The sequence below is a fragment of the Actinomadura sp. NBRC 104412 genome, assembly GCF_030269515.1.
GTDB lineage: Bacteria > Actinomycetota > Actinomycetes > Streptosporangiales > Streptosporangiaceae > Spirillospora.
Genome location: NZ_BSTM01000027.1, coordinates 93,502 through 111,423 on the forward strand (window position 1 = coordinate 93,502; position 17,922 = coordinate 111,423).

Below are 17,922 nucleotides of genomic sequence, written 5' to 3' on the forward strand. Positions count from 1 at the left end.
CGTGCGAGTTGACTCGGCGGATCTGTCAGGGTGAGTACGCGGCCGCGAACGTCGGCATGCTGGTGGCGGGCCGGGCTGCCCGAACCGGAGTATGACCGTGTGGTATCCCGACCCTTCGACCGGTCGCTTGAAACGAGCACGCCTTGGAGGTGCGGTAGGCTGATGATTCTTAATGCCTTTTACAAGGGGACATGGCATTACGCTGAGACTTGGCAGGAAATGTCAGAGTTGATTGCGGACACCATGGAGAATCTTCGACACGAGATCATCGATCCGACATATGATCCCGGGGAAGAGGCTTGTTTTTCGTTCTCCGAGAGGCGCCTCAGTCATTCGAACGCTGTGGCCGGAAGCTATCTCCGTTTTGCCGTGAATGTCACGACCGGTTATGGTGGGCTTATCTGGAATCTCGATCAAATCGTCCCTGGAAAGCCAGAAGATCGCATCTGGATATCCGACAACCCGGAGCCGCCGGATTTCGACCCCCGGGTCGTTTCGGATCCCGGATATCCGTTGTTTCACGATCCTCGTAGCACAGTTCCCCTCGCCCACGTTCGCTCCGCACTAGAGGAATTCTGTCATGTTGGAACCGGCGATCGACCCAATTGTATTCGCTGGGTTAGAGGCGAGTTGAATGGGCAGCGATACGATGGAAAACCTGAATCCGATGCGTTTCATAGCCCTTACGACCCCTGGGCGTGATGATTAGTCCACGGCATGTACGGAGGCGTTATAACGGCTAATCATTAACCTGAGAAAGTGCGTTGATTCGAAAGGATGGGGCTTGCTGAAAGCCGTAAGGGTGGCCATCCTTTTGCGGTACGGCTTCTCGCCCGAGGCTAGCCTTGTGCGGAACCGGACGCGATGGTCGCGGCGGCCTTGCGGGTGACTGGCCGCAGCGCCGGTGGGTCGCATTATTGCCAATCAATGCGCGTCTTTCCGGCGTCAATAAGTATAAGGTGCGGTCCGTCCGCGCAGCCAAAGGGGGGAGCTGACGGGTCCGAATCTCGTAGATCGCGACAAGCCCGGGTCGAAGATCCACTTGCTCACCGACAAGGCCGGTCTGCTCATCTCTGTCGGAGTCTCGGCGGCCAACACCCACGACAAGCCGTCCGGCGAAGCTACACGCCGACAAGGGTTACGACTACGCCGACCTGCGTGCATGGCTGCGCGGCCGCGGCATCGAGACCTCCAGTTGGCTCGGCCGGCACCGCTGGGTGGTCGAGCGCGTACGGTGTTGTGGACGAACCACCGCCGCCGGTTGTACCGCCGTTACGGGCGCACGCCCGAACACTTCCTGGCCTTCGTCGGCATCGCCGCCGCCTCAACCGCCTGGTAATCGATGACTTCGCGGCCGCTGTCGTGCAGCGGATTTTCGCCGAGTATCTTGGGTTGGACGGCTACCGCGAACGAGGCTGTTTCGCGATCGCCGAGGGCTTGACCAGAGACGGCGTTCCCAGCCCGTCCGCGCACGACCCCGCCCGCAACCGCCACCGGTGCGGGGTCGCCTGGTCCAAGAACGCCGTCCGTGCGATCTTGATGAACCCGCGTTACACCGGCTACCAGGTATGGAACAAGCAGCGCAAGGACGAGGTGCTGCTGGATGTGGAGGACGTCGCGCTCGGGCCCACCACCACACCACCACACAGCGTTGGAACCCGCGCGACCAGTGGGTCTTCTCAGAAAAGATCTCATGTGGTGAGTTGGGCGGGTTTCTTGTAGCAGGTGATGGTGGCGGCGAGGGCAAGGAAGGCGGTGAACAGGTGGCCGTGGCGTTCGTAGCGGATGGTCAGCCGTCGGTAGCCCAGCAGCCAGGCCAGGGTTCGTTCGATCACCCAGCAGTGGCGGCCCAGCCGTTCGCCGGATTCGATCCCGGGACGGGCGATGCGCGGGATGATTCCTCGCCCGCGCGGCCAGGCCAGATGCCCGGCGGAGTGATAGGCCTTGCCGACGCGGGCCTTGACTGGACGCCGACGGCGCGGTCCGCGCCGGGACCGGATCGCTGGCAGCGCCATCAGCAGCGGCTTGAACGCCTTGCTGTCATGGAGGCCGACGGCCGAGACCGCCACCACCGGTGGCAGCCCGGCCGCATCGGATAACACGTGGAGTGTGCTGCCTTTCCTGTCCCGATCGACCGGATCGGGACCGGTCGGCGTGCCCCCTCTTTTCGCGCGGACGGCGGTGGCGTCCACGATCGCCGCCGCCCAGTCGATCTGCCCGCGCGCACCCAGCTCATCCAGCACCGCATGGTGCAGCCGGGGTCACAACCCCGCCACCGTCCAGGCGGTGAAGCGGCGATGCGCGGTGGGTACGCCCACCCCGCACTCGCCCGGCAGATGCCGCCACGCACATCCGCTGGTCAGCACGTACACGATCGCGGTGAACACCGCTCGATCCTCCACCGGCAAGATCATCGGACCGGGCTATTCACGCTGCGGCAAGCTTCGACACCTCGCCTTCTACCGGAGGCTCCACGCTCTTTCAGGTGAAACCCGCTATCTCCCCGCTCATGCCGTTCACAACGCCCGACGACATCATCGTCCGGTTCAAGTTGCTGAGATCACCTGACTGGCGCCTCTACTGAGGAATGTGTTGGCTGTCAGCACCGACAAGGCGTATAGGCGCCTTGCGATCGAAGCCCTGGAGGCATGGGGAGAGAAGGTGGACTGCCTCAGGGTGGCTGCTGGTCTCGTCGACGATGACGAGTGGGACGGTACCTGGGAGCCGAGTAGGAGCCCTGACGACGAGCCGCCATTCTGAATGCGCAATTGAAACTCGACCATCAGCAAACGCGCCCGCATTGGGTTGCCGGCATTTGACCGGGGGTGGTGTGGTCCTGGTCGGGGTGCTGGTCGGTGGGCGGGTACTGCGCGGCGAGGACCCCGGCGGCATAGGGGCGCAGGGCGGGCTGGATGAGGATCGCGATCGGTCCGGGAGATGGCAGACCGCGATCTTGTGCGTAGTCGCGGACGGTGAACGCGGCTGCGGAGGTGTGGGCGGTGGTGAGGGCGGCCAGCAGCAGCGGCAGCCCTGGGTGGGGGTGAAGCGGCCGACTCCGCCGCCCGCGCCCGGGAGAAGATCAGGGAGTGCGCGATCAAGCTCGACCGGCACTGCGCCGCGCTGGAGGCTGGTGGTGACGCTGCGGCCGTCGCCAGGTGGATCGCCGAGACCGAGGCCGCGCAGGCGGAGGCTGAACGGGAACTCCGCGAGGCGAAGGGACACGAGAACCCGGTTTTCGGCGACGAGGAGATTGCCGCGCTCGTGCGGAAGGTGGACGACCTGCGCATCCCGGGCGCCGATCAGACGCCGGTCTCGGGTTGAAGATGACCTTTTGCCCCGGACGTGAAGAAGTCCGGGCCGAAATCTCGTTCAACCCGGACCATGTTGGTTACCGTGGGGTAACTGGTGGTGTCCGAGGGGGGACTTGAACCCCCATGCCCCGTGAAGGGCACTAGCACCTCAAGCTAGCGCGTCTGCCTATTCCGCCACCCGGACAGGCCGTAGGCGTGCTACGGCGGGTTCACCTTACCAAAGGTCCAGAGTCGCGGCGACGTCGAAGGCGGGGCACGATGGTCGGGTACGCACTGCCGGCGCGAAGGTGGGCACAGTGGATGAGGTCGTCCAGCTTTGTCAGGAGTTGATCCGGATCGACACCAGCAACCCGGGTGATCATTCGGGGCCCGGGGAGCGGGTGGCGGCGGAGTATGTGGCGGAGAAGCTGGCGGAGGTGGGGCTGGAGGCGCAGGTCTTCGAGTCGCATCCCAAGCGGACCAGCCTTGTTGCGCGGATCGAGGGGGAGGATCCGTCGAGGGACGCGTTGCTGTTGCATGGACACTTGGACGTGGTGCCCGCGCGTAAGGAGGACTGGACGCGGGACCCGTTCGGTGGGGAGATCGCGGACGGGTGCGTCTGGGGGCGCGGGGCCGTGGACATGAAGGACATGGACGCGATGATCCTGGCCGTGGTGCGGCGGCGGCTGCGTGAGGGGCGGAAGCCTCCGCGGGACGTGGTGCTGGCCTTCCTGGCTGATGAGGAGGCTGGGGGGAAGTGGGGCGCCCAGTGGCTCGTCAGGGAGCATCCTGAGTTGTTCGAGGGGTGTACTGAGGCCGTGGGGGAGGTCGGAGGGTTCAGCCTGACGGTTCCGGGGGACCGGCGGATGTACCTGATCGAGACGGCCGAGAAGGGCATCGCCTGGATGCATCTGAAGGCCAGGGGGACGGCCGGGCACGGGTCGATGGTGCACCCGGACAACGCGGTCACGGCGTTGGCGGCGGCGGTGGGGCGGTTGGGGTCGCACGAGTTCCCCATACGGCTGACCAAGACGGTGCGGACCTTCCTGGAGAGGGCGTGCCGGGCGTACGGGGTGGAGTTCGACCCGGACGATCCGGAGAGGTGCCTCAAGGAGTTCGGTCCGCTCGCGCGGATGGTCGGGGCGACGCTGCGGAACACGCTGAATCCGACGCGGCTGGACGCCGGGTACAAGACGAACGTCATTCCGCAGGAGGCGGAGGCGCAGGTCGACGGCCGGTTCCTTCCCGGGCACGAGGAGGAGTTCTTCGCGGCCGTGGACGAGTTGCTCGGACCGGACGTCGAGCGCGATTTCATCTATCACGACCAGGCCGTCGAGACCGAGTACGAGGGCGCCCTGGTCGCGGCCATGGAGGCGGCTCTGACCTCGCATGACGCGGGTGCGCTGCCCGTCCCGTACTGCCTGAGCGGCGGGACGGACGCCAAAGCCTTCGCCAAGCTCGGGATGCGCTGTTTCGGGTTCGCGCCGCTGAAACTACCGCCAGAATTGGATTTTTCCGGAATGTTCCATGGCGTGGACGAGCGCGTGCCCGTCGACGGCCTTCGCTTCGGCGTTCAGGTGCTCGATCATTTCCTCGATCTCGCCTGAGAATTCGCGGAAAGCCTCCCGATGTTGCCTTGAGTGGTGGTATCGTTACCGAACGTAAGGACGGCCTTGGCGGTCCGACGGCCATCGCGAGTGCCGGCGCACTGCTCGATGCGGGAAGGACTCTCTGCGTCCGGTCGCATCGGGTCGTCGCCATCCCCTCCTCCATCGGCCACCGTGGCCGGTGTGCTCCGCGTCGCCGGGTCACCGGGTCGGGTCACCGGTGAGGTGCCGGGCGGCGCGTCGTTCGCTCACGCCGGCGCGCCGTCCTCCGCCGAGGGTGGACGGCTGCGCCTTTTGTCGCTCGTATCCCTTGTGGCCTGAGATGTGTAAGTGGCGTTTGGTGCGGCGGTTGACCGAACCGATGGCTTAGAGGGTTTGGGATGGGGTTAGGGGATGGCGTTGTCGGTTACGAGGCGTTATAGGGTGCCGGCATGCCGCTCCGGTCGTGGACGGTGCGCGGAATCGGCGGAAGGCTCAGAAGGTGCGGACCTGCCGGATGATCTTGCGGCGGAGTTGGATTCGGCGGCTGCCGTCTGGGTAGAGGCGCAACCGGTCGAGTTCCCACCCGCCGTGTTCGGCGTGCTCGGTGAGGACCCGCCGGGCGGTGTCACGGGTGGTGCCGCGCGGCAGTCGCAGGACTCGGTAGGTGTACTCCACCATCGCGGACCATTATGACCCGGCCGCGCCTCTAGGGGGAGTCTGGAGCCGGTCTTGGTCCGCACCCGTGGTGGCGACGTGTCATCCTGTCTGGGGTTCGCGGCGGCGGGAGACGCGGCCCGTACTCCCGGCGAAGCGGGCGCCGACCGGCAGGCGGCGGTGGGAACTCTCGGGCATGAAAACGTCGTCGAGAAGCGTTAGCTAGCCCGTGCGATGGAAGACCAGACAGCGAGGTTGGAGCGACTGTGCCAGCCAAGAACGGCACTGCTAAGCGTGGTCAGGGCGGGAACGGCCGTGGTAACGGCACCCGCCTGGTGATCGTTGAGTCGCCCGCGAAGGCGAAGACGATCGCCGGATATCTGGGCGGCGGCTATATCGTCGAGTCCAGTATCGGCCACATCCGGGACCTGCCCAGGGCCTCGGAGGTGCCGGCCAAGTACAAGGGCGAGCCTTGGGCCAAGCTCGGCGTGAACATCGAGCGCGGCTTCGAGCCGCTCTATGTCGTCAACGCCGACAAGAGGCAGCAGGTCCAGAAACTCAAGAAGCTGCTGGCGGAGGCGGACGAACTCTATCTCGCGACGGACGAGGACCGCGAGGGCGAGGCGATCGCCTGGCATCTCAAGGAGGTGCTCAAGCCCCCGGCGAGCGTGCCCGTGCACCGGATGGTGTTCAACGAGATCACCGCGGACGCCATCCGCGCCGCCGCGGCCAACCCGCGCGACCTCGACATGGAGCTGGTGAACGCCCAGGAGACCCGCCGGATCCTGGACCGCCTGTACGGGTACGAGGTCAGCCCCGTGCTGTGGAAGAAGGTCATGCCGGGGCTGTCGGCGGGCCGCGTCCAGTCGGTGGCGACCCGGCTCGTGGTCGAGCGGGAACGGGAGCGGATCGCGTTCGTCCCGGCGCACTACTGGGACATCCAGGGCGAGTTCGAGACCGGCAAGGACGTGGAGGGCGAGCCCCCGACGTTCAAGGCCGGGCTGATCTCGGTGGACGGCAGGCGCGTCGCCCAGGGCCGCGACTTCGCGTCCGACGGCACCCTGAGGACACGGGACGTGCTCCATCTCGACGAGGACGCCGCGACGGCCCTGGCGGGACGGCTCACCGGGCGCCCGTTCGAGGTCAAGTCGGTCGAGCGCAAGCCGTACACCAGGAAGCCCTATCCGCCGTTCCGCACCACGACCCTCCAGCAGGAGGCCAGCCGCAAGCTGAACTTTTCCGCGAAGTACACGATGTCGGTGGCGCAGAGGCTGTACGAGAACGGCTTCATCACCTATATGCGGACCGACTCGATCACGCTGTCGGACACGGCGGTCACGGCGGCGCGGCGGCAGGCCACGACGCTGTTCGGGGCACAGTACGTCCCGGACAAGCCGCGGGTGTACTCCAGCAAGGTCAAGAACGCTCAGGAGGCGCACGAGGCGATCCGCCCGGCGGGCGAGGTGTTCCGGACGCCCGCGGAGACGGGCCTGTCCGGCGACGAGTTCCGGCTGTACGAGCTGATCTGGAAGCGGACGATCGCCAGCCAGATGAAGAACGCCGAGGGCCAGTCGGTGTCGGTGCGGGTCACCGGCACCTCGACGGCGAACGAGGTCGCCGAGTTCGGCGCCACCGGCAAGACGATCACCTTCCACGGGTTCCTGAAGGCGTATGTGGAGAGCGCCGACGACCCGTCCACCGACACCGACGACCAGGAGCGGCGGCTGCCGGCGCTGACCGAGGGCGACGCGCTGGCGGCGCGGTCGGTGCGCGCGGAGGGCCACTCGACCAGGCCGCCGGCCCGCTACACCGAGGCGAGCCTGGTCAAGGAGCTGGAGGACCGGGAGATCGGCCGGCCGTCCACCTACGCCTCGATCATCGGGACGATCATCGACCGCGGGTACGTGTTCAAGAAGGGCACGGCGCTGGTGCCCTCCTTCCTCGCGTTCGCCGTGATCAACCTGCTGGAGCAGCACTTCGGCAACCTGGTCGACTACGACTTCACCGCGCACATGGAGGACGGCCTCGACGAGATCGCGCGTGGCGAGGCCGAGCGGGTGCGCTGGCTGGAGCGGTTCTACTTCGGCGACGAGAACGGCGGCGAGGGCCTGAAGGAGCTGGTCGGCGACATCGGCGACATCGACGCCAAGGGGATCAGCTCGTTCCCGATCGCGGGCACCGACATCATGGTGCGGGTCGGCCGGTACGGGCCGTACCTGGACCGGGACGGCGAACGGGTCAACATTCCCGAGGACATGGCGCCCGACGAGCTGGACGCGGCCAAGGCCGAGGAGCTGTTCGCGCAGCCCAGCGGTGACCGGGAGCTGGGCGTCGACCCGGAGACCGGGCACAGGATCGTGGCCAAGTCGGGGCGGTTCGGCCCGTATGTGACCGAGATCCTGCCCGAGGCCGAGACCGCCCCGGAGCAGAAGGCCGACGGCAAGGCGGCGCCGAAGAAGCGGGCGAAGAAGGACGCGCCCAAGCCGCGCACCGCGTCGCTGTTCAAGTCGATGTCGCTGGACACGGTGACCCTGGAGGACGCGCTCAAGCTGCTGTCGCTGCCGCGGACGCTGGGCGAGCTGGACGGCGAGCCGGTGACGGCGCAGAACGGGCGGTTCGGCCCGTACCTCAAGAAGGGCAACGACAGCCGGTCGCTCGGCTCGGAAGAGGAGCTGTTCACCGTCACGCTGGAGCAGGCCAAGGAGCTGTTCGCACAGCCCAAGCAGCGCGGGCGCAGGGCGGCCGCGGCGCCGCCGCTGCGCGAGCTCGGCGACGACCCGGTCAGCGGCAGGCCCGTGGTGGTGAAGGAGGGCCGGTTCGGCCCGTACGTCACCGACGGCGAGACCAACGCCAGCCTGCGCAAGGGCGACGAGGTCGAGTCGGTCACCATCCAGCGCGCCGCCGAGCTGCTGGCGGAGCGGCGTGAGAAGGTGGCCGCGGGCGGAGGGAAGAAGAAGGCGTCGCCGCGCCGGCGGGCCTCGGCCAAGTCCGGTTCCTAGGACGGTCCGGAACGGTTCTGGGATGGTCTGCGTTCGTTCCGGAACGGTCCGCGTTCGTTCCGGGACGGTTCGCGGTCACGGAGGACGGGGAAAATCCGGCCTCGCGACATCGGCGCCGATACCCTGACCGACATGAACAGAACGGGCACCACCGGGCCGTCGCGGTCCGCCGAGCCGCGGCCGGCCGCTTCGGCGATCGGGCCGTTCCGACGGCTGTGCGTCGCCGTCTCGCTGTCGAGCCTCGGCTTCTGGCTGAGCCTTCCCGCCCTGACGGCGCTGGCGGGGACGCTCACCCGCGACCAGGACCTGTCGGCGCGCGCCCAGGCGATCGCCGGGGTCCTGGTCCTGCTGGTGCTGCCGGCGCTGCTGCTGGCTCCGGTGGCCGGGGCCGTGACGTCCCGCCTGGACCGGCGGATCACCCTGGTCGCGGCGGACGTGCTGCGGTTCGCGGTGGTGGTGTCGGTGCCGCTGGTGGACGCGGTGCCCTGGACGATGGCCGCGGCGTTCCTGGTGGCCTTCGCGGCGCTGCCGTGGATCTTCGTGGTGGACGCGTCGCTGCCCGTCCTGGTCCCCGAGGAGGGCCGGGAGGAGGCACGCCGTTCGGTGCTGCGCGCCGGGTATGGCATGGCGCCCGTTGCCGCGGTCTTTTTCGCGGTGCTGGCCCTGATCGCGGACGCGGCGTTCGGTGTGGCCGAGCGCGCCGACCTTCCGCTGTACGTGACCGCGGTCGTGTTCCTCGCCGCCGCGGCGACCACGTTCACCGCCAGCGAGGTCTTCTCCGGCGCCACGACGACGCCGCCCCCGTCCCCGTCTCCGCTGAAGCTCCTCTTCCAGGGGCAGCGGCTCCAGAGCCACTCCGCCCAGGGGCAGGCTCGTAACGGGCAGAGCCAGCGTGGGCGGCGTGCAGCCAAGCGTGGGCATCCGGAGGGCACGCCCGTGGCCGGAGCGCACGCCGCAGGCCCAGCGCACGATGGCGCTGTGAGCGGGCTTACCCTGGCGGCGACCGTCGTCGCGTTGGTCGTCGCCGCCCTGATCGCCGTCGCGCGCCTGCACGCGCGCGACCTCGGCGGCGGGGACGCCGGGTACGGATCGCTGCTCGCGGGCCTGGCGACCGGCCTGGCCTTCGGCCTGTTCCTCGGCCCCCGCATGCTGGACCCGTTCAGCCGGCGCCGCCTGCTGGGCCTCGCGGCGATCGCCTCGGCGCTGACGCTCGTCCCGATCGCGCTCGTCCAGAACCTGGTCGTGGTGGTGTTCCTGGCCGCGTTCGCCGGGATGGCGGCCGGTGTCGCCTGGGCGCTCGGCACCCGTCTTCCCGACGACGTCCTCCGCGCGTTCGCCTACCTGCGGGCGGTCGCGCTGCTCACCGCGCTGGTGGTGTTCGCGGCCGTCCCGCCGCTGGCCGGGCTGATCGGCGACCACCGGCTGGAGCTCGGCGGCGCGACCTACGACGCCTCAGGGACCGGCCTGGCGCTGCTGGTCGTGGCGGTGCTGTCGGCGCCCGCCGGGGTGGTCGCGTACAGGCGGCTGGACGACCGGCGCGGCATCCCGCTGCGTCCCGACCTGGCCGCGGCGCTGCGCGGGTACGTCTACACCCCGCCCGAGGAGGCGGCGCAGGGTCCGACGGTGATCCGTGACCGTGGCGTGTTCATCGCGTTCGAGGGCGGCGAGGGCGCGGGCAAGACCACCCAGGCCCGGCTGGCCGCGATCTGGCTGCGCGACCACGGGTACGACGTGGTCTCCACGCACGAGCCCGGCGCCACCAAGATCGGGATGCGGCTGCGCGCCATGCTGCTCGACAAGGAGACCACCGGGCTGTCCGCGCGGGCCGAGACGCTGCTGTACGCGGCCGACCGCGCCGACCACGTCGCCAACGTCATCCGTCCCGCGCTGGAGCGCGGCGCGATCGTGGTCAGCGACCGGTACGTCGACTCCTCCCTGGCCTACCAGGGCTTCGGACGCCGGCAGGAGGTCTCGGCCATCGCCCGGGTGAACGCGTGGGCCATCGGCGGGCTCGTCCCGGACCTGACGATCCTGCTGGAGGTCCCGACCGAGACGGGCCTCGGGCGGCTGGCGTCCCCGGCGGACCGGATCGAGGGCGAGTCCTACGAGTTCCACGAGCGGGTCAGGGAGGGCTTCCGCGCCCTCGCCGAGGCCGATCCCGACCGCTACCTGATCGTGGACGCGAGCCGTCCCCAGGCCGAGATCGCCCGCGAGATCCAGTACCGGATCCGCGAGATCCTGCCCGACCCCATCCCGGCCGGCACCGAGGACGTCACCAGCACCTTCCCCGCGATCACCGACGCCTGACCCGCCTCACGCCCGCCGGCTCCCGGCTCGTTCGCGGCTCGTTCGCGTGTGGTCCCGCGGGCACCCGGCAGGCCGTAGCCTGGTGCCCATGAGCGTGTGGGATGACCTGGTGGGGCAGGGACCGGTCGTCGAGCAGCTACGCTCCGCCGTGGAGTCGGACGGGAAGATGGCGCACGCCTGGCTGTTCACGGGTCCGCCCGGATCGGGGCGTTCCACCGCCGCCAGGGCGTTCGCGGCGGCGTTGCAGTGCTCGGAGAGCCCGCGTGGATGCGGCCATTGCGCGCCCTGCCACCAGGTGCTTCAGGGCACCCACGCCGACCTTGAGGTGGTGCGGCCCGCGGGGCTGTCGTACGGGGTGCGCGAGACCAGGGAGTTGGTGCTGCGGGCCTCGTCGTCCCCGAGCGGCGGGCGCTGGCAGATCGTCCTGTTCGAGGACGCCGAACGCGCCACCGAGGCCGCCGCCAACGCGCTGCTGAAGGCGATCGAGGAGCCTCCGCCGCGCACGGTGTGGCTGCTGTGCACGCCGTCGCCCGAGGACCTGCTGGTGACCATCCGTTCGCGCTGCCGCCTGGTGACGTTGCGCACCCCGCCGGTCTCGGCGGTCGCGGACGTGCTCGTCCAGCGGGACGGCGTCGACCGGGAGACCGCGGACGTGGTCGCCCGGGCGGCGCAGGGGCACCTGGGCCGGGCCCGGCGGCTGGCCACCGATCCGGAGGCGCGGCGGCGCCGCGCGGAGGTGCTGGCGGTGCCGCGGCGGCTGACGTCCGTGGGTCCCGCCGTCGCCGCGGCCGAGACCCTGGTGAAGGCCGCCGAGGCGGAGGCCAGGGCGATGAGCGAGGAGCTGAACGAAAGCGAGACCAGCGCTCTGCGGCAGGCGCTCGGGGAGAGCGCGAAGGGCCGGATGCCGCGTGGCACGGCCGGTGCGCTGAAGGAGCTTGAGGACCGCCAGAAGTCCCGGGCGACCCGGGTCAAGCGCGACTCGCTCGATCGCGCCCTGCTCGACCTGGCCTCCTACTATCGGGACGTGCTGGCGTTGCAGCTCGGGGCCGGCACGGAGCTGGTGAACACCGACCTCGCGCCCGAGCTCCGTACCGCCGCGTCCCAAGGCACCCCTGAGGCGACGCTCCGGCGCCTTGACGCGATCATGGAGTGCCGGGAGCGCCTGGACGCCAACGTGAACCCGCAACTGGCGGTGGAGGCCCTCACACTGGCGCTCCGAACCCGCACCACCTGACCCGGACCACCTGACCTCGCCGCCTCGCGCGCCGCCCGGCTCCTGCCTGGCGGCTAAGGGGAGATTGCCAACAAATCTCCTGTCTTTTTGTGATTTATCCGTACAGATGCCTCAATCTACTCTCGCGTAGCGTCTCCTGGTCGAGTCCACGAAACGGGCTCATCCCCCCATACAGGAGGTGCTTAGTTGCGGCGCGTAGTGATCACAGCCGCGGCCGCGGTCGCCGTCGTCACCACGACGGCCCTTGCGGTTCCTGCGTCCGCACTACCGGGCCGCCCCCAGGAACAGGGCGCGGCCAAGGAATACGTCGTCCTCTACAAGGACGGTGCTTCCCTCGATCAGGCCCGCGCGGCCGTGAAGGCGGCGGGCGGCACCATCGTCCGTGAGAACACCGATGTGGGCGTAGCGACCGTGAAGTCGTCCAACGCCCGGTTCGCCGCGCTGGCCGCCGAACAGGGCGCGCTGGACGGTGCCGCCGCCAACCGGGTCATCGGCCGGGCCCCCAAGACCCCGTCCGCGCCGATGGGCGCGAACGTGGAGAAGTGGGCCGGCGTCGTCGGCGTCACCAAGGTGGCGAAGCCGGGCAAGGGCGAGGAGCCGCTGGCCGGCATCCAGTGGGACATGAAGCAGATCCACGCGACCGCCGGTGGCTCGTACAAGGCCGAGCCGGGCGACCGCCGCGTGCTGGTCGGCGTTCTGGACACCGGGATCGACGGGGACCACCCCGACATCAAGCCCAACTTCAACGCCAAGCTGAGCCGGAACTTCACCGTCGACATCCCCGCCGACGCCAACGGCGTGGAGGTCGACGGGCCCTGTGAGGCCGAGCCCGACAAGTCCTGCAACGACCCGGCGGACGTGGACGAGAACGAGCACGGCACGCACGTGGCCTCGACCATCGCCTCGCCGCGCAACGGCCTGGGCATGGCCGGTGTCGCCCCGAACGTGTCGCTGGTCAACCTTCGGGTGGGCCAGGACTCGGGCTACTTCTTCCTGCAGCCCACCGTTGACGGCCTGACCTACGCGGCCAAGAACGGCATCGATGTGGTGAACATGTCGTACTACATCGACCCCTGGCTGTGGAACTGCGCGGCCAACCCGGCGGACTCGCCCGAGGACCAGGCCGAGCAGCGCACCATCATCAAGGCCACGCAGCGCGCGCTCGACTTCGCCCACGCGCACGGAGTCACGCTGATCGCGGCGGCGGGCAACGAGCTGGTCGACTACACCAAGACCAACACCGACGCCACCAGCCCGGACTTCGCGTCCGAGCCCGGCGAGCAGCCGTACGAGCGGACCGTCCCCGCCGACTGCATCTCGATGCCGTCCGAGGGCAAGCACGTGATCCCGATCTCCGCGACCGGGATCAGCACCCGCAAGTCGTTCTACTCCAGCTACGGCAACGGATACATCGCGGTGGCCGCGCCCGGTGGCGACAAGGTCGACACGCCCGACGGCAAGCCGGACGACGCGCGCGGCATCTGGGCGGCCTACCCCGAGTCGATCGCCCGGGAGCGCGGCGAGCTCAACCCGGACGGCACGCCCAACACCACCCGGGTGATCCGTGACTGCAAGGGCCGCACCTGCGCGTACTACCAGTCGATCCAGGGCACCTCGATGGCGTCCCCGCACGCGGTGGGCGTCGCCGCCCTGATCATCAGCAAGTACGGCAGGCCGGACCGCCGCAACGGCGGCCTGACGCTGTCGCCGAAGGTCGTGGAGTCCGTCCTGCGCGGCACCGCCACCCCGAAGGCATGCCCCAAGCCCGGCACCGTCACCTACGAGTGGTTCCGGCTTGAGGACGGGGAGTGGGTCAAGTCCACCTCCACGCAGACCTGCGAGGGGACGAAGACCCGCAACGGCTTCTTCGGCAACGGAATCATCGACGCTCTGAGGGCCGTCTCGAAGTAAGCCCTATTAGAAGAAGTAGGCCCTATCAGCCGACGCGGCCAGGGGACCCCTGGGCCGGGACGCTCCGACAGGTTCCGGCCCAGGGGTTCGTCATGTCGTCGGGTGGCCGGGCGGCGCAGGGGCATGACACGGCCTCGGGCAGGATGGAAGGCATGCCGTACCGAGTCACGTTCGTCTGCACGGGCAACATCTGCCGCTCCCCGATGGCCGAATGGGTCCTCCGCCACCACGTGGAGGAGGAGGGACTGGACGTCGAGGTGGACAGCTCCGGCACCGATAGCTGGCACGTGGGGGACGCCGCCGACCCCCGTACGGTCGAGGCCCTGCGACGCGCCGGGTACCGGTCGGCGCACATCGCCCGGCAGTTCGAGCCCGGCTGGTTCGCCAAGTACGACCTCATCGTGGCGCTGGACGAGGGGCACGCACAGGCGTTGCGCGCGATGGCCCCGGACGCGGCGTCCCGGGAGAGGATCCGGTTGCTGCGCGAGTTCGACCCCGCGGCGGACGGCGATCTGGACGTACCCGACCCCTACTACGGCCATCCTTCCGACTTCGACCACGTTCTCGAACTCGTCGAGGCCGCGATGCCGGGCCTCCTGGACGAGATCCGCGCGGCCACGTACGAGGATGCCTGACCCGCTCCCGCGCGGGCCGGTGAGGCATGGCTACGGCTAGGGGTACGGACATGCGTGTGGGACGTGAGGCGATCGCGAGGCTGCTCGGCGGCGGCGTGCGGGTCGAGTCGATCACCGACCTCGGGACGAGCCACTCCTGGACGCTGCATCGCGCCTCGCTCTCCGATGGGCGCGAGGTGTTCGTGAAGGCCGCTCCCGACCAGCCCGGCGTGTTCGCCGCCGAGGCGGCGGGCCTGCGCTGGCTGGCCGACGGTGCCGCGTCCTCCGGGTCCTCCGGGTCCGGGTCGCCGCCCGTCCCGGAGGTCCTGGCCGAGGACGACCGGATGCTGATCCTGCCGTGGCTGCCGCAGGGGACGGCCACCGCGTCCGCCGCCGAACGGTTCGGGCGTGAGCTGGCGGCCATGCACTCCGCCGCGCCGCCCGCCGCGTACGGTGCCCCCTGGAAGGGCTTCATCGCCGATCTGCCGCTCGACAACACCCCGACCCGGGGTGACTGGCCGGGCTGGTACGCCGAGCGCCGTCTGGAGCCGTTCCTGCACCGCGCCGCCGTCCATCTCGGGACGGGCGACCGCCGGCTGATCGAGCGCGTCATCGAGGAGATCGACGCCCTGGCGGGGCCGCCCGAACCCCCGTCCCGCATCCACGGAGACCTCTGGTCGGGCAACGTCCTGTGGACGCGCGAAGGCCGCGCCATGGTCATCGACCCCGCGGCGCACGGCGGGCACCGCGAGACCGACCTCGCCATGCTCGCCCTGTTCGGCGCGCCCCATCTGGATCGCGTCCTCGCCGCCTACGACGAGACGTCCCCGCTGGCGGACGGCTGGCGCGACCGTATGCCGCTCCACCAGTTGCACCCGCTGCTCGTCCATGTCGCGCTGTTCGGCGCCGCCTACCGGTCCCAGACGGTGGACGCCGCCGGGGCCGCCCTGGCGGCGTTGCGCTGACCAGGCAAGACGCGACCCGAAGGCGTGTCCGGCCGCTGACGCGGCGGTGCCGCTTCGCCCTTCTTGGCTCCCGCGGACCGGAAGATGAGGTAGAAACGACGGGTCGAAGAATGGGGCGAGAACGGAAGGCTGGTGCGGCTCTACCCCTATGGACCACAAGCAGGAGGATCCGGACCGCCTTTCGGTGGTCGCCTGGATCCGGTCTGGCTGGAAGGGCATCGTCCCGATCGGTGTCGCGGCGGCCGTCGCGCTGGTGATCGGCGGTGGCGTGGACTTCGCCCACTCCTACGGCGACCCGCGCGACCGTGAGGAGGAGCGTTCCGCCAAGCCCGCCGCGGACCAGGATCGTGCCGCGCCGCGGTATGTGGTCGGGGTACGGGGTTCCGGTGAGGCGCTTGTCGTCCGCGACGTCCATTCGGGACGCGACGTCGGCCTTCCCGTGGCGGCCCCGACGGACAAGCGGTTCCAGCGGGTCGCGTCGGTGGACGACCGCTCGTTCGTGGTCGCGGTCGATCCGGAGGGCGGGGCCGCTCGGGCGACCGGTGAGGCGGCCCGGGTGACCTTCCAGCGGCTGCGGCTGGGGAAGGACGGCGGGGTCGAGGAGCTCGTCCCGCTGGCCCGCGCCGCCATCCCAGGGGCCTCCGCGCCCTGGTCCGACCTGGCCGTCGCCCCGGACGGCGACTCGATCGCGTACGTGACCTACCGTCCCGGAGCGCGCCCCCGCCTCGACGTCGTGTCCGCACGGACGGGCCAGCGCAAGACCTGGGCGTCCAAGACGCCTGGACGTGTCGGCAGCCTTTCCTGGTCCGGTTCCACACTGTCGTTCGTGTGGAGCCCGACGCGGAAGGTCGGCGGCAAGACCGTCCGCCAGTTCCGCACCCTCGACACGTCCACGGCCGCCCCCGGGAACCTGCAAGCGAGCAAGGCGCTGTTCAAGCTCCCCGAGGGCAGCGCCGGAACCGCCGTGATGAACCGCGACGGCCGCACCGTCGTGCTGGGACTCGCACAGGGCGGGCAGCTCTCGCTCCAGGCGTACGCGCTGCCGGCCGGCCGTCCCGGGAAGGTGCTGTGGAAGCGGAAGGCGGCCGGAGGCACGGTGTCCCGCCTGGACGCCGACCACACGGGGGACCACCTGCTGATAACGACGCAAGACGGCACCCTCTACCCCGAAGGCGCCGATCCCGTCCCCGCGAAGGACCTCCTTGACGCCACCTGGTGAGCGCGTTCTCGGCGGGTGCTGATCCCGCCTGGTCTTCGACCTGGTGTTCCGGTCGATTCGCCCACAGCCCGTGGGAACCGCATATGGTGTCCAGAAACCGGGCGAACGGAGCGAAACCGTGGGCATGGTGATGGCCGTCAGTTTCACCCGCTACGGACGCCTGTACTACCTCGACCCCGGCCCGTACTCGCCGAAGGTGGGCGACAAGGTGCTGGTCCCCACGGACGCGGGCCCCGAGGTCGCCGAGTGCGTGTGGGCACCGCAGTGGGTCTCGGACGACATCGAGGGGCTGCCGGTGTGCGAGGGCCCCGCCGGCGAGGAGCACCTGACCCGGGACGAGCGCAACCGGCGGCGGCGCGCCGAGGGGCGGAGCATCGCCAAACGGCTGATCCGCAAGCACGAGCTGCCGATGAAGGTCATCGGCGTGGACTATCTCGACGCCGACAACATCTTCAAGATCTACTTCACCGCGCCGCATCGGGTGGACTTCCGCGCCCTCGTCCGCGACCTGGCCCGCAACATCAAGGCGCGTGTGGAACTGCGCCAGGTCGGCCCTCGCGACGAAGCGCGGTTGCAGGGCGGCATCGGCCCGTGTGGACGCGACCTGTGCTGCGCCACCTTCCTCAAGGATTTCGAGCCGGTCTCGGTGCGGATGGCCAAGGAGCAGGACCTTCCGGTCAACCCGCTGAGGATCGCCGGTGCCTGTGGCCGCCTGATGTGCTGCCTGAAGTACGAGCACCCGCTCTACATCGAGGCGCACGAGAGAATGCCCGCCCTGGGCACCCGAGTGGACACCCCCAACGGCCCGGGGCAGGTGGTCGGCCGCAACGTCCCCGCGGACACGGTGACCGTCCGCCTGAACTCAGGGGGCCGCTGCGCGTGCCCGTCGGCTTCTGTGTGCTCCCCGCGCCGGCAACACGATGCGATGCACAACAGCGACGCAGACGGCGGCGCCCAGAGCCAGCCGTAGGACGGCGCAGGGTGGCGCGTGGCGGCGCAGATAGGCCATCGCGCGCTAGGACTGCACTGAATAACTGCGGTTGTCCCGGTCGAGCTAACGCTCGACTGGGATACTGGTGTGGTGCAGGGTGTGAGCAAGGGCGAGCCAGAGTTGCTGGACGCGGCGGCGCTGGTGGGGCA

The 17,922-nt window shown here is 69.5% G+C and carries 14 protein-coding genes and 1 tRNA gene; 11 read left to right on the forward strand and 4 right to left on the reverse strand.

What is annotated here, in order from left to right:
* Positions 1–243: 243 nt before the first annotated feature.
* Both QSK21_RS36200 and QSK21_RS27935 read left to right on the forward strand, forming a co-directional pair.
* On the forward strand, positions 244–702 hold the full coding sequence (locus QSK21_RS36200) for an Imm1 family immunity protein (RefSeq protein ID WP_352231334.1): 459 nt from the start codon (positions 244–246) through the stop codon (positions 700–702).
* A gap of 537 nt (positions 703–1,239) precedes the next feature.
* A complete protein-coding gene (locus QSK21_RS27935; protein WP_502871603.1) occupies positions 1,240–1,722 on the forward strand; it encodes a recombinase family protein in 483 nt (160 codons plus the stop codon).
* On the opposite strand, the gene QSK21_RS27940 is transcribed toward QSK21_RS27935, so the two are convergent.
* The 3 genes from QSK21_RS27940 to QSK21_RS27950 all read right to left on the reverse strand — a co-directional run bounded on the left by QSK21_RS27940 (position 1,692) and on the right by QSK21_RS27950 (position 3,495).
* Positions 1,692–2,243: a transposase gene (locus QSK21_RS27940; RefSeq protein ID WP_285700239.1), complete on the reverse strand. Its 552-nt coding sequence runs from the start codon at positions 2,241–2,243 to the stop codon at positions 1,692–1,694. The two genes, QSK21_RS27935 and QSK21_RS27940, sit on opposite strands and share 31 nt — an antisense overlap.
* A gap of 18 nt (positions 2,244–2,261) precedes the next feature.
* Positions 2,262–2,402, reverse strand: a complete 141-nt coding sequence (locus tag QSK21_RS27945) for a transposase (protein ID WP_285700240.1) — start codon at positions 2,400–2,402, stop codon at positions 2,262–2,264.
* Positions 2,403–3,406: 1,004 nt separating this feature from the next.
* Positions 3,407–3,495 (reverse strand) — tRNA-Leu (locus tag QSK21_RS27950).
* Positions 3,496–3,598: 103 nt separating this feature from the next.
* On the opposite strand from QSK21_RS27950, the gene QSK21_RS27955 reads away from it, so the two are divergent.
* The gene (locus QSK21_RS27955; protein ID WP_285700241.1) at positions 3,599–4,897 is read left to right on the forward strand and encodes a M20/M25/M40 family metallo-hydrolase; all 1,299 of its coding nucleotides are present in this window, start codon (positions 3,599–3,601) and stop codon (positions 4,895–4,897) included.
* Between the two features lie 474 nt (positions 4,898–5,371).
* Here the strand turns inward: QSK21_RS27955 and QSK21_RS27960 are convergent, their stop codons facing one another.
* Positions 5,372–5,557 carry a DUF5703 family protein gene (locus tag QSK21_RS27960; RefSeq protein ID WP_285700242.1) on the reverse strand — a complete coding sequence of 62 codons (186 nt, stop codon included), beginning with the start codon at positions 5,555–5,557 and terminating at the stop codon, positions 5,372–5,374.
* A gap of 242 nt (positions 5,558–5,799) precedes the next feature.
* Between QSK21_RS27960 and topA the strand changes: the two genes are divergently transcribed.
* The 8 genes from topA to QSK21_RS28000 all read left to right on the forward strand — a co-directional run bounded on the left by topA (position 5,800) and on the right by QSK21_RS28000 (position 17,752).
* Positions 5,800–8,532, forward strand: a complete 2,733-nt coding sequence (gene topA / locus QSK21_RS27965; RefSeq protein WP_502871604.1) for a type I DNA topoisomerase — start codon at positions 5,800–5,802, stop codon at positions 8,530–8,532.
* 132 nt (positions 8,533–8,664) lie between these two features.
* Positions 8,665–10,839, forward strand: coding sequence for a dTMP kinase (gene tmk / locus QSK21_RS27970; protein ID WP_285700244.1), 2,175 nt, complete (start codon positions 8,665–8,667; stop codon positions 10,837–10,839).
* Between the two features lie 88 nt (positions 10,840–10,927).
* Entirely contained in the window at positions 10,928–12,073 is a 1,146-nt protein-coding gene (locus QSK21_RS27975) for a DNA polymerase III subunit delta' (protein ID WP_285700245.1), read from the forward strand.
* Positions 12,074–12,259: 186 nt separating this feature from the next.
* On the forward strand, positions 12,260–13,984 hold the full coding sequence (locus QSK21_RS27980) for a S8 family peptidase (RefSeq protein WP_285700246.1): 1,725 nt from the start codon (positions 12,260–12,262) through the stop codon (positions 13,982–13,984).
* A gap of 152 nt (positions 13,985–14,136) precedes the next feature.
* Positions 14,137–14,619 (forward strand): low molecular weight protein-tyrosine-phosphatase, encoded by a 483-nt coding sequence (locus QSK21_RS27985; protein WP_285700247.1) that lies wholly within the window; start codon positions 14,137–14,139, stop codon positions 14,617–14,619.
* A 50-nt stretch (positions 14,620–14,669) separates the two neighbouring features.
* The gene (locus QSK21_RS27990; RefSeq protein ID WP_285700248.1) at positions 14,670–15,563 is read left to right on the forward strand and encodes a fructosamine kinase family protein; all 894 of its coding nucleotides are present in this window, start codon (positions 14,670–14,672) and stop codon (positions 15,561–15,563) included.
* Positions 15,564–15,711: 148 nt separating this feature from the next.
* Complete coding sequence (locus tag QSK21_RS27995; protein ID WP_285700249.1) at positions 15,712–16,782, forward strand: hypothetical protein; 1,071 nt, start codon at positions 15,712–15,714, stop codon at positions 16,780–16,782.
* Between the two features lie 124 nt (positions 16,783–16,906).
* On the forward strand, positions 16,907–17,752 hold the full coding sequence (locus tag QSK21_RS28000; RefSeq protein WP_285700252.1) for a PSP1 domain-containing protein: 846 nt from the start codon (positions 16,907–16,909) through the stop codon (positions 17,750–17,752).
* Positions 17,753–17,922: the final 170 nt, after the last annotated feature.

What these genes read in the sequence shown, in the direction of transcription:
- tmk (WP_285700244.1), top strand. Translation starts at nt 8,665, where the DNA reads ATGAACAGAACGGGCACCACCGGGCCGTCGCGGTCCGCCGAGCCGCGG.
- QSK21_RS27995 (WP_285700249.1), top strand. Translation starts at nt 15,712, where the DNA reads ATGGACCACAAGCAGGAGGATCCGGACCGCCTTTCGGTGGTCGCCTGG.
- QSK21_RS27985 (WP_285700247.1), top strand. Translation starts at nt 14,137, where the DNA reads ATGCCGTACCGAGTCACGTTCGTCTGCACGGGCAACATCTGCCGCTCC.
- QSK21_RS27975 (WP_285700245.1), top strand. Translation starts at nt 10,928, where the DNA reads ATGAGCGTGTGGGATGACCTGGTGGGGCAGGGACCGGTCGTCGAGCAG.
- QSK21_RS36200 (WP_352231334.1), top strand. Translation starts at nt 244, where the DNA reads ATGGAGAATCTTCGACACGAGATCATCGATCCGACATATGATCCCGGG.
- QSK21_RS27990 (WP_285700248.1), top strand. Translation starts at nt 14,670, where the DNA reads ATGCGTGTGGGACGTGAGGCGATCGCGAGGCTGCTCGGCGGCGGCGTG.
- QSK21_RS27960 (WP_285700242.1), bottom strand. Translation starts at nt 5,557, where the DNA reads ATGGTGGAGTACACCTACCGAGTCCTGCGACTGCCGCGCGGCACCACC.
- QSK21_RS28000 (WP_285700252.1), top strand. Translation starts at nt 16,907, where the DNA reads ATGGTGATGGCCGTCAGTTTCACCCGCTACGGACGCCTGTACTACCTC.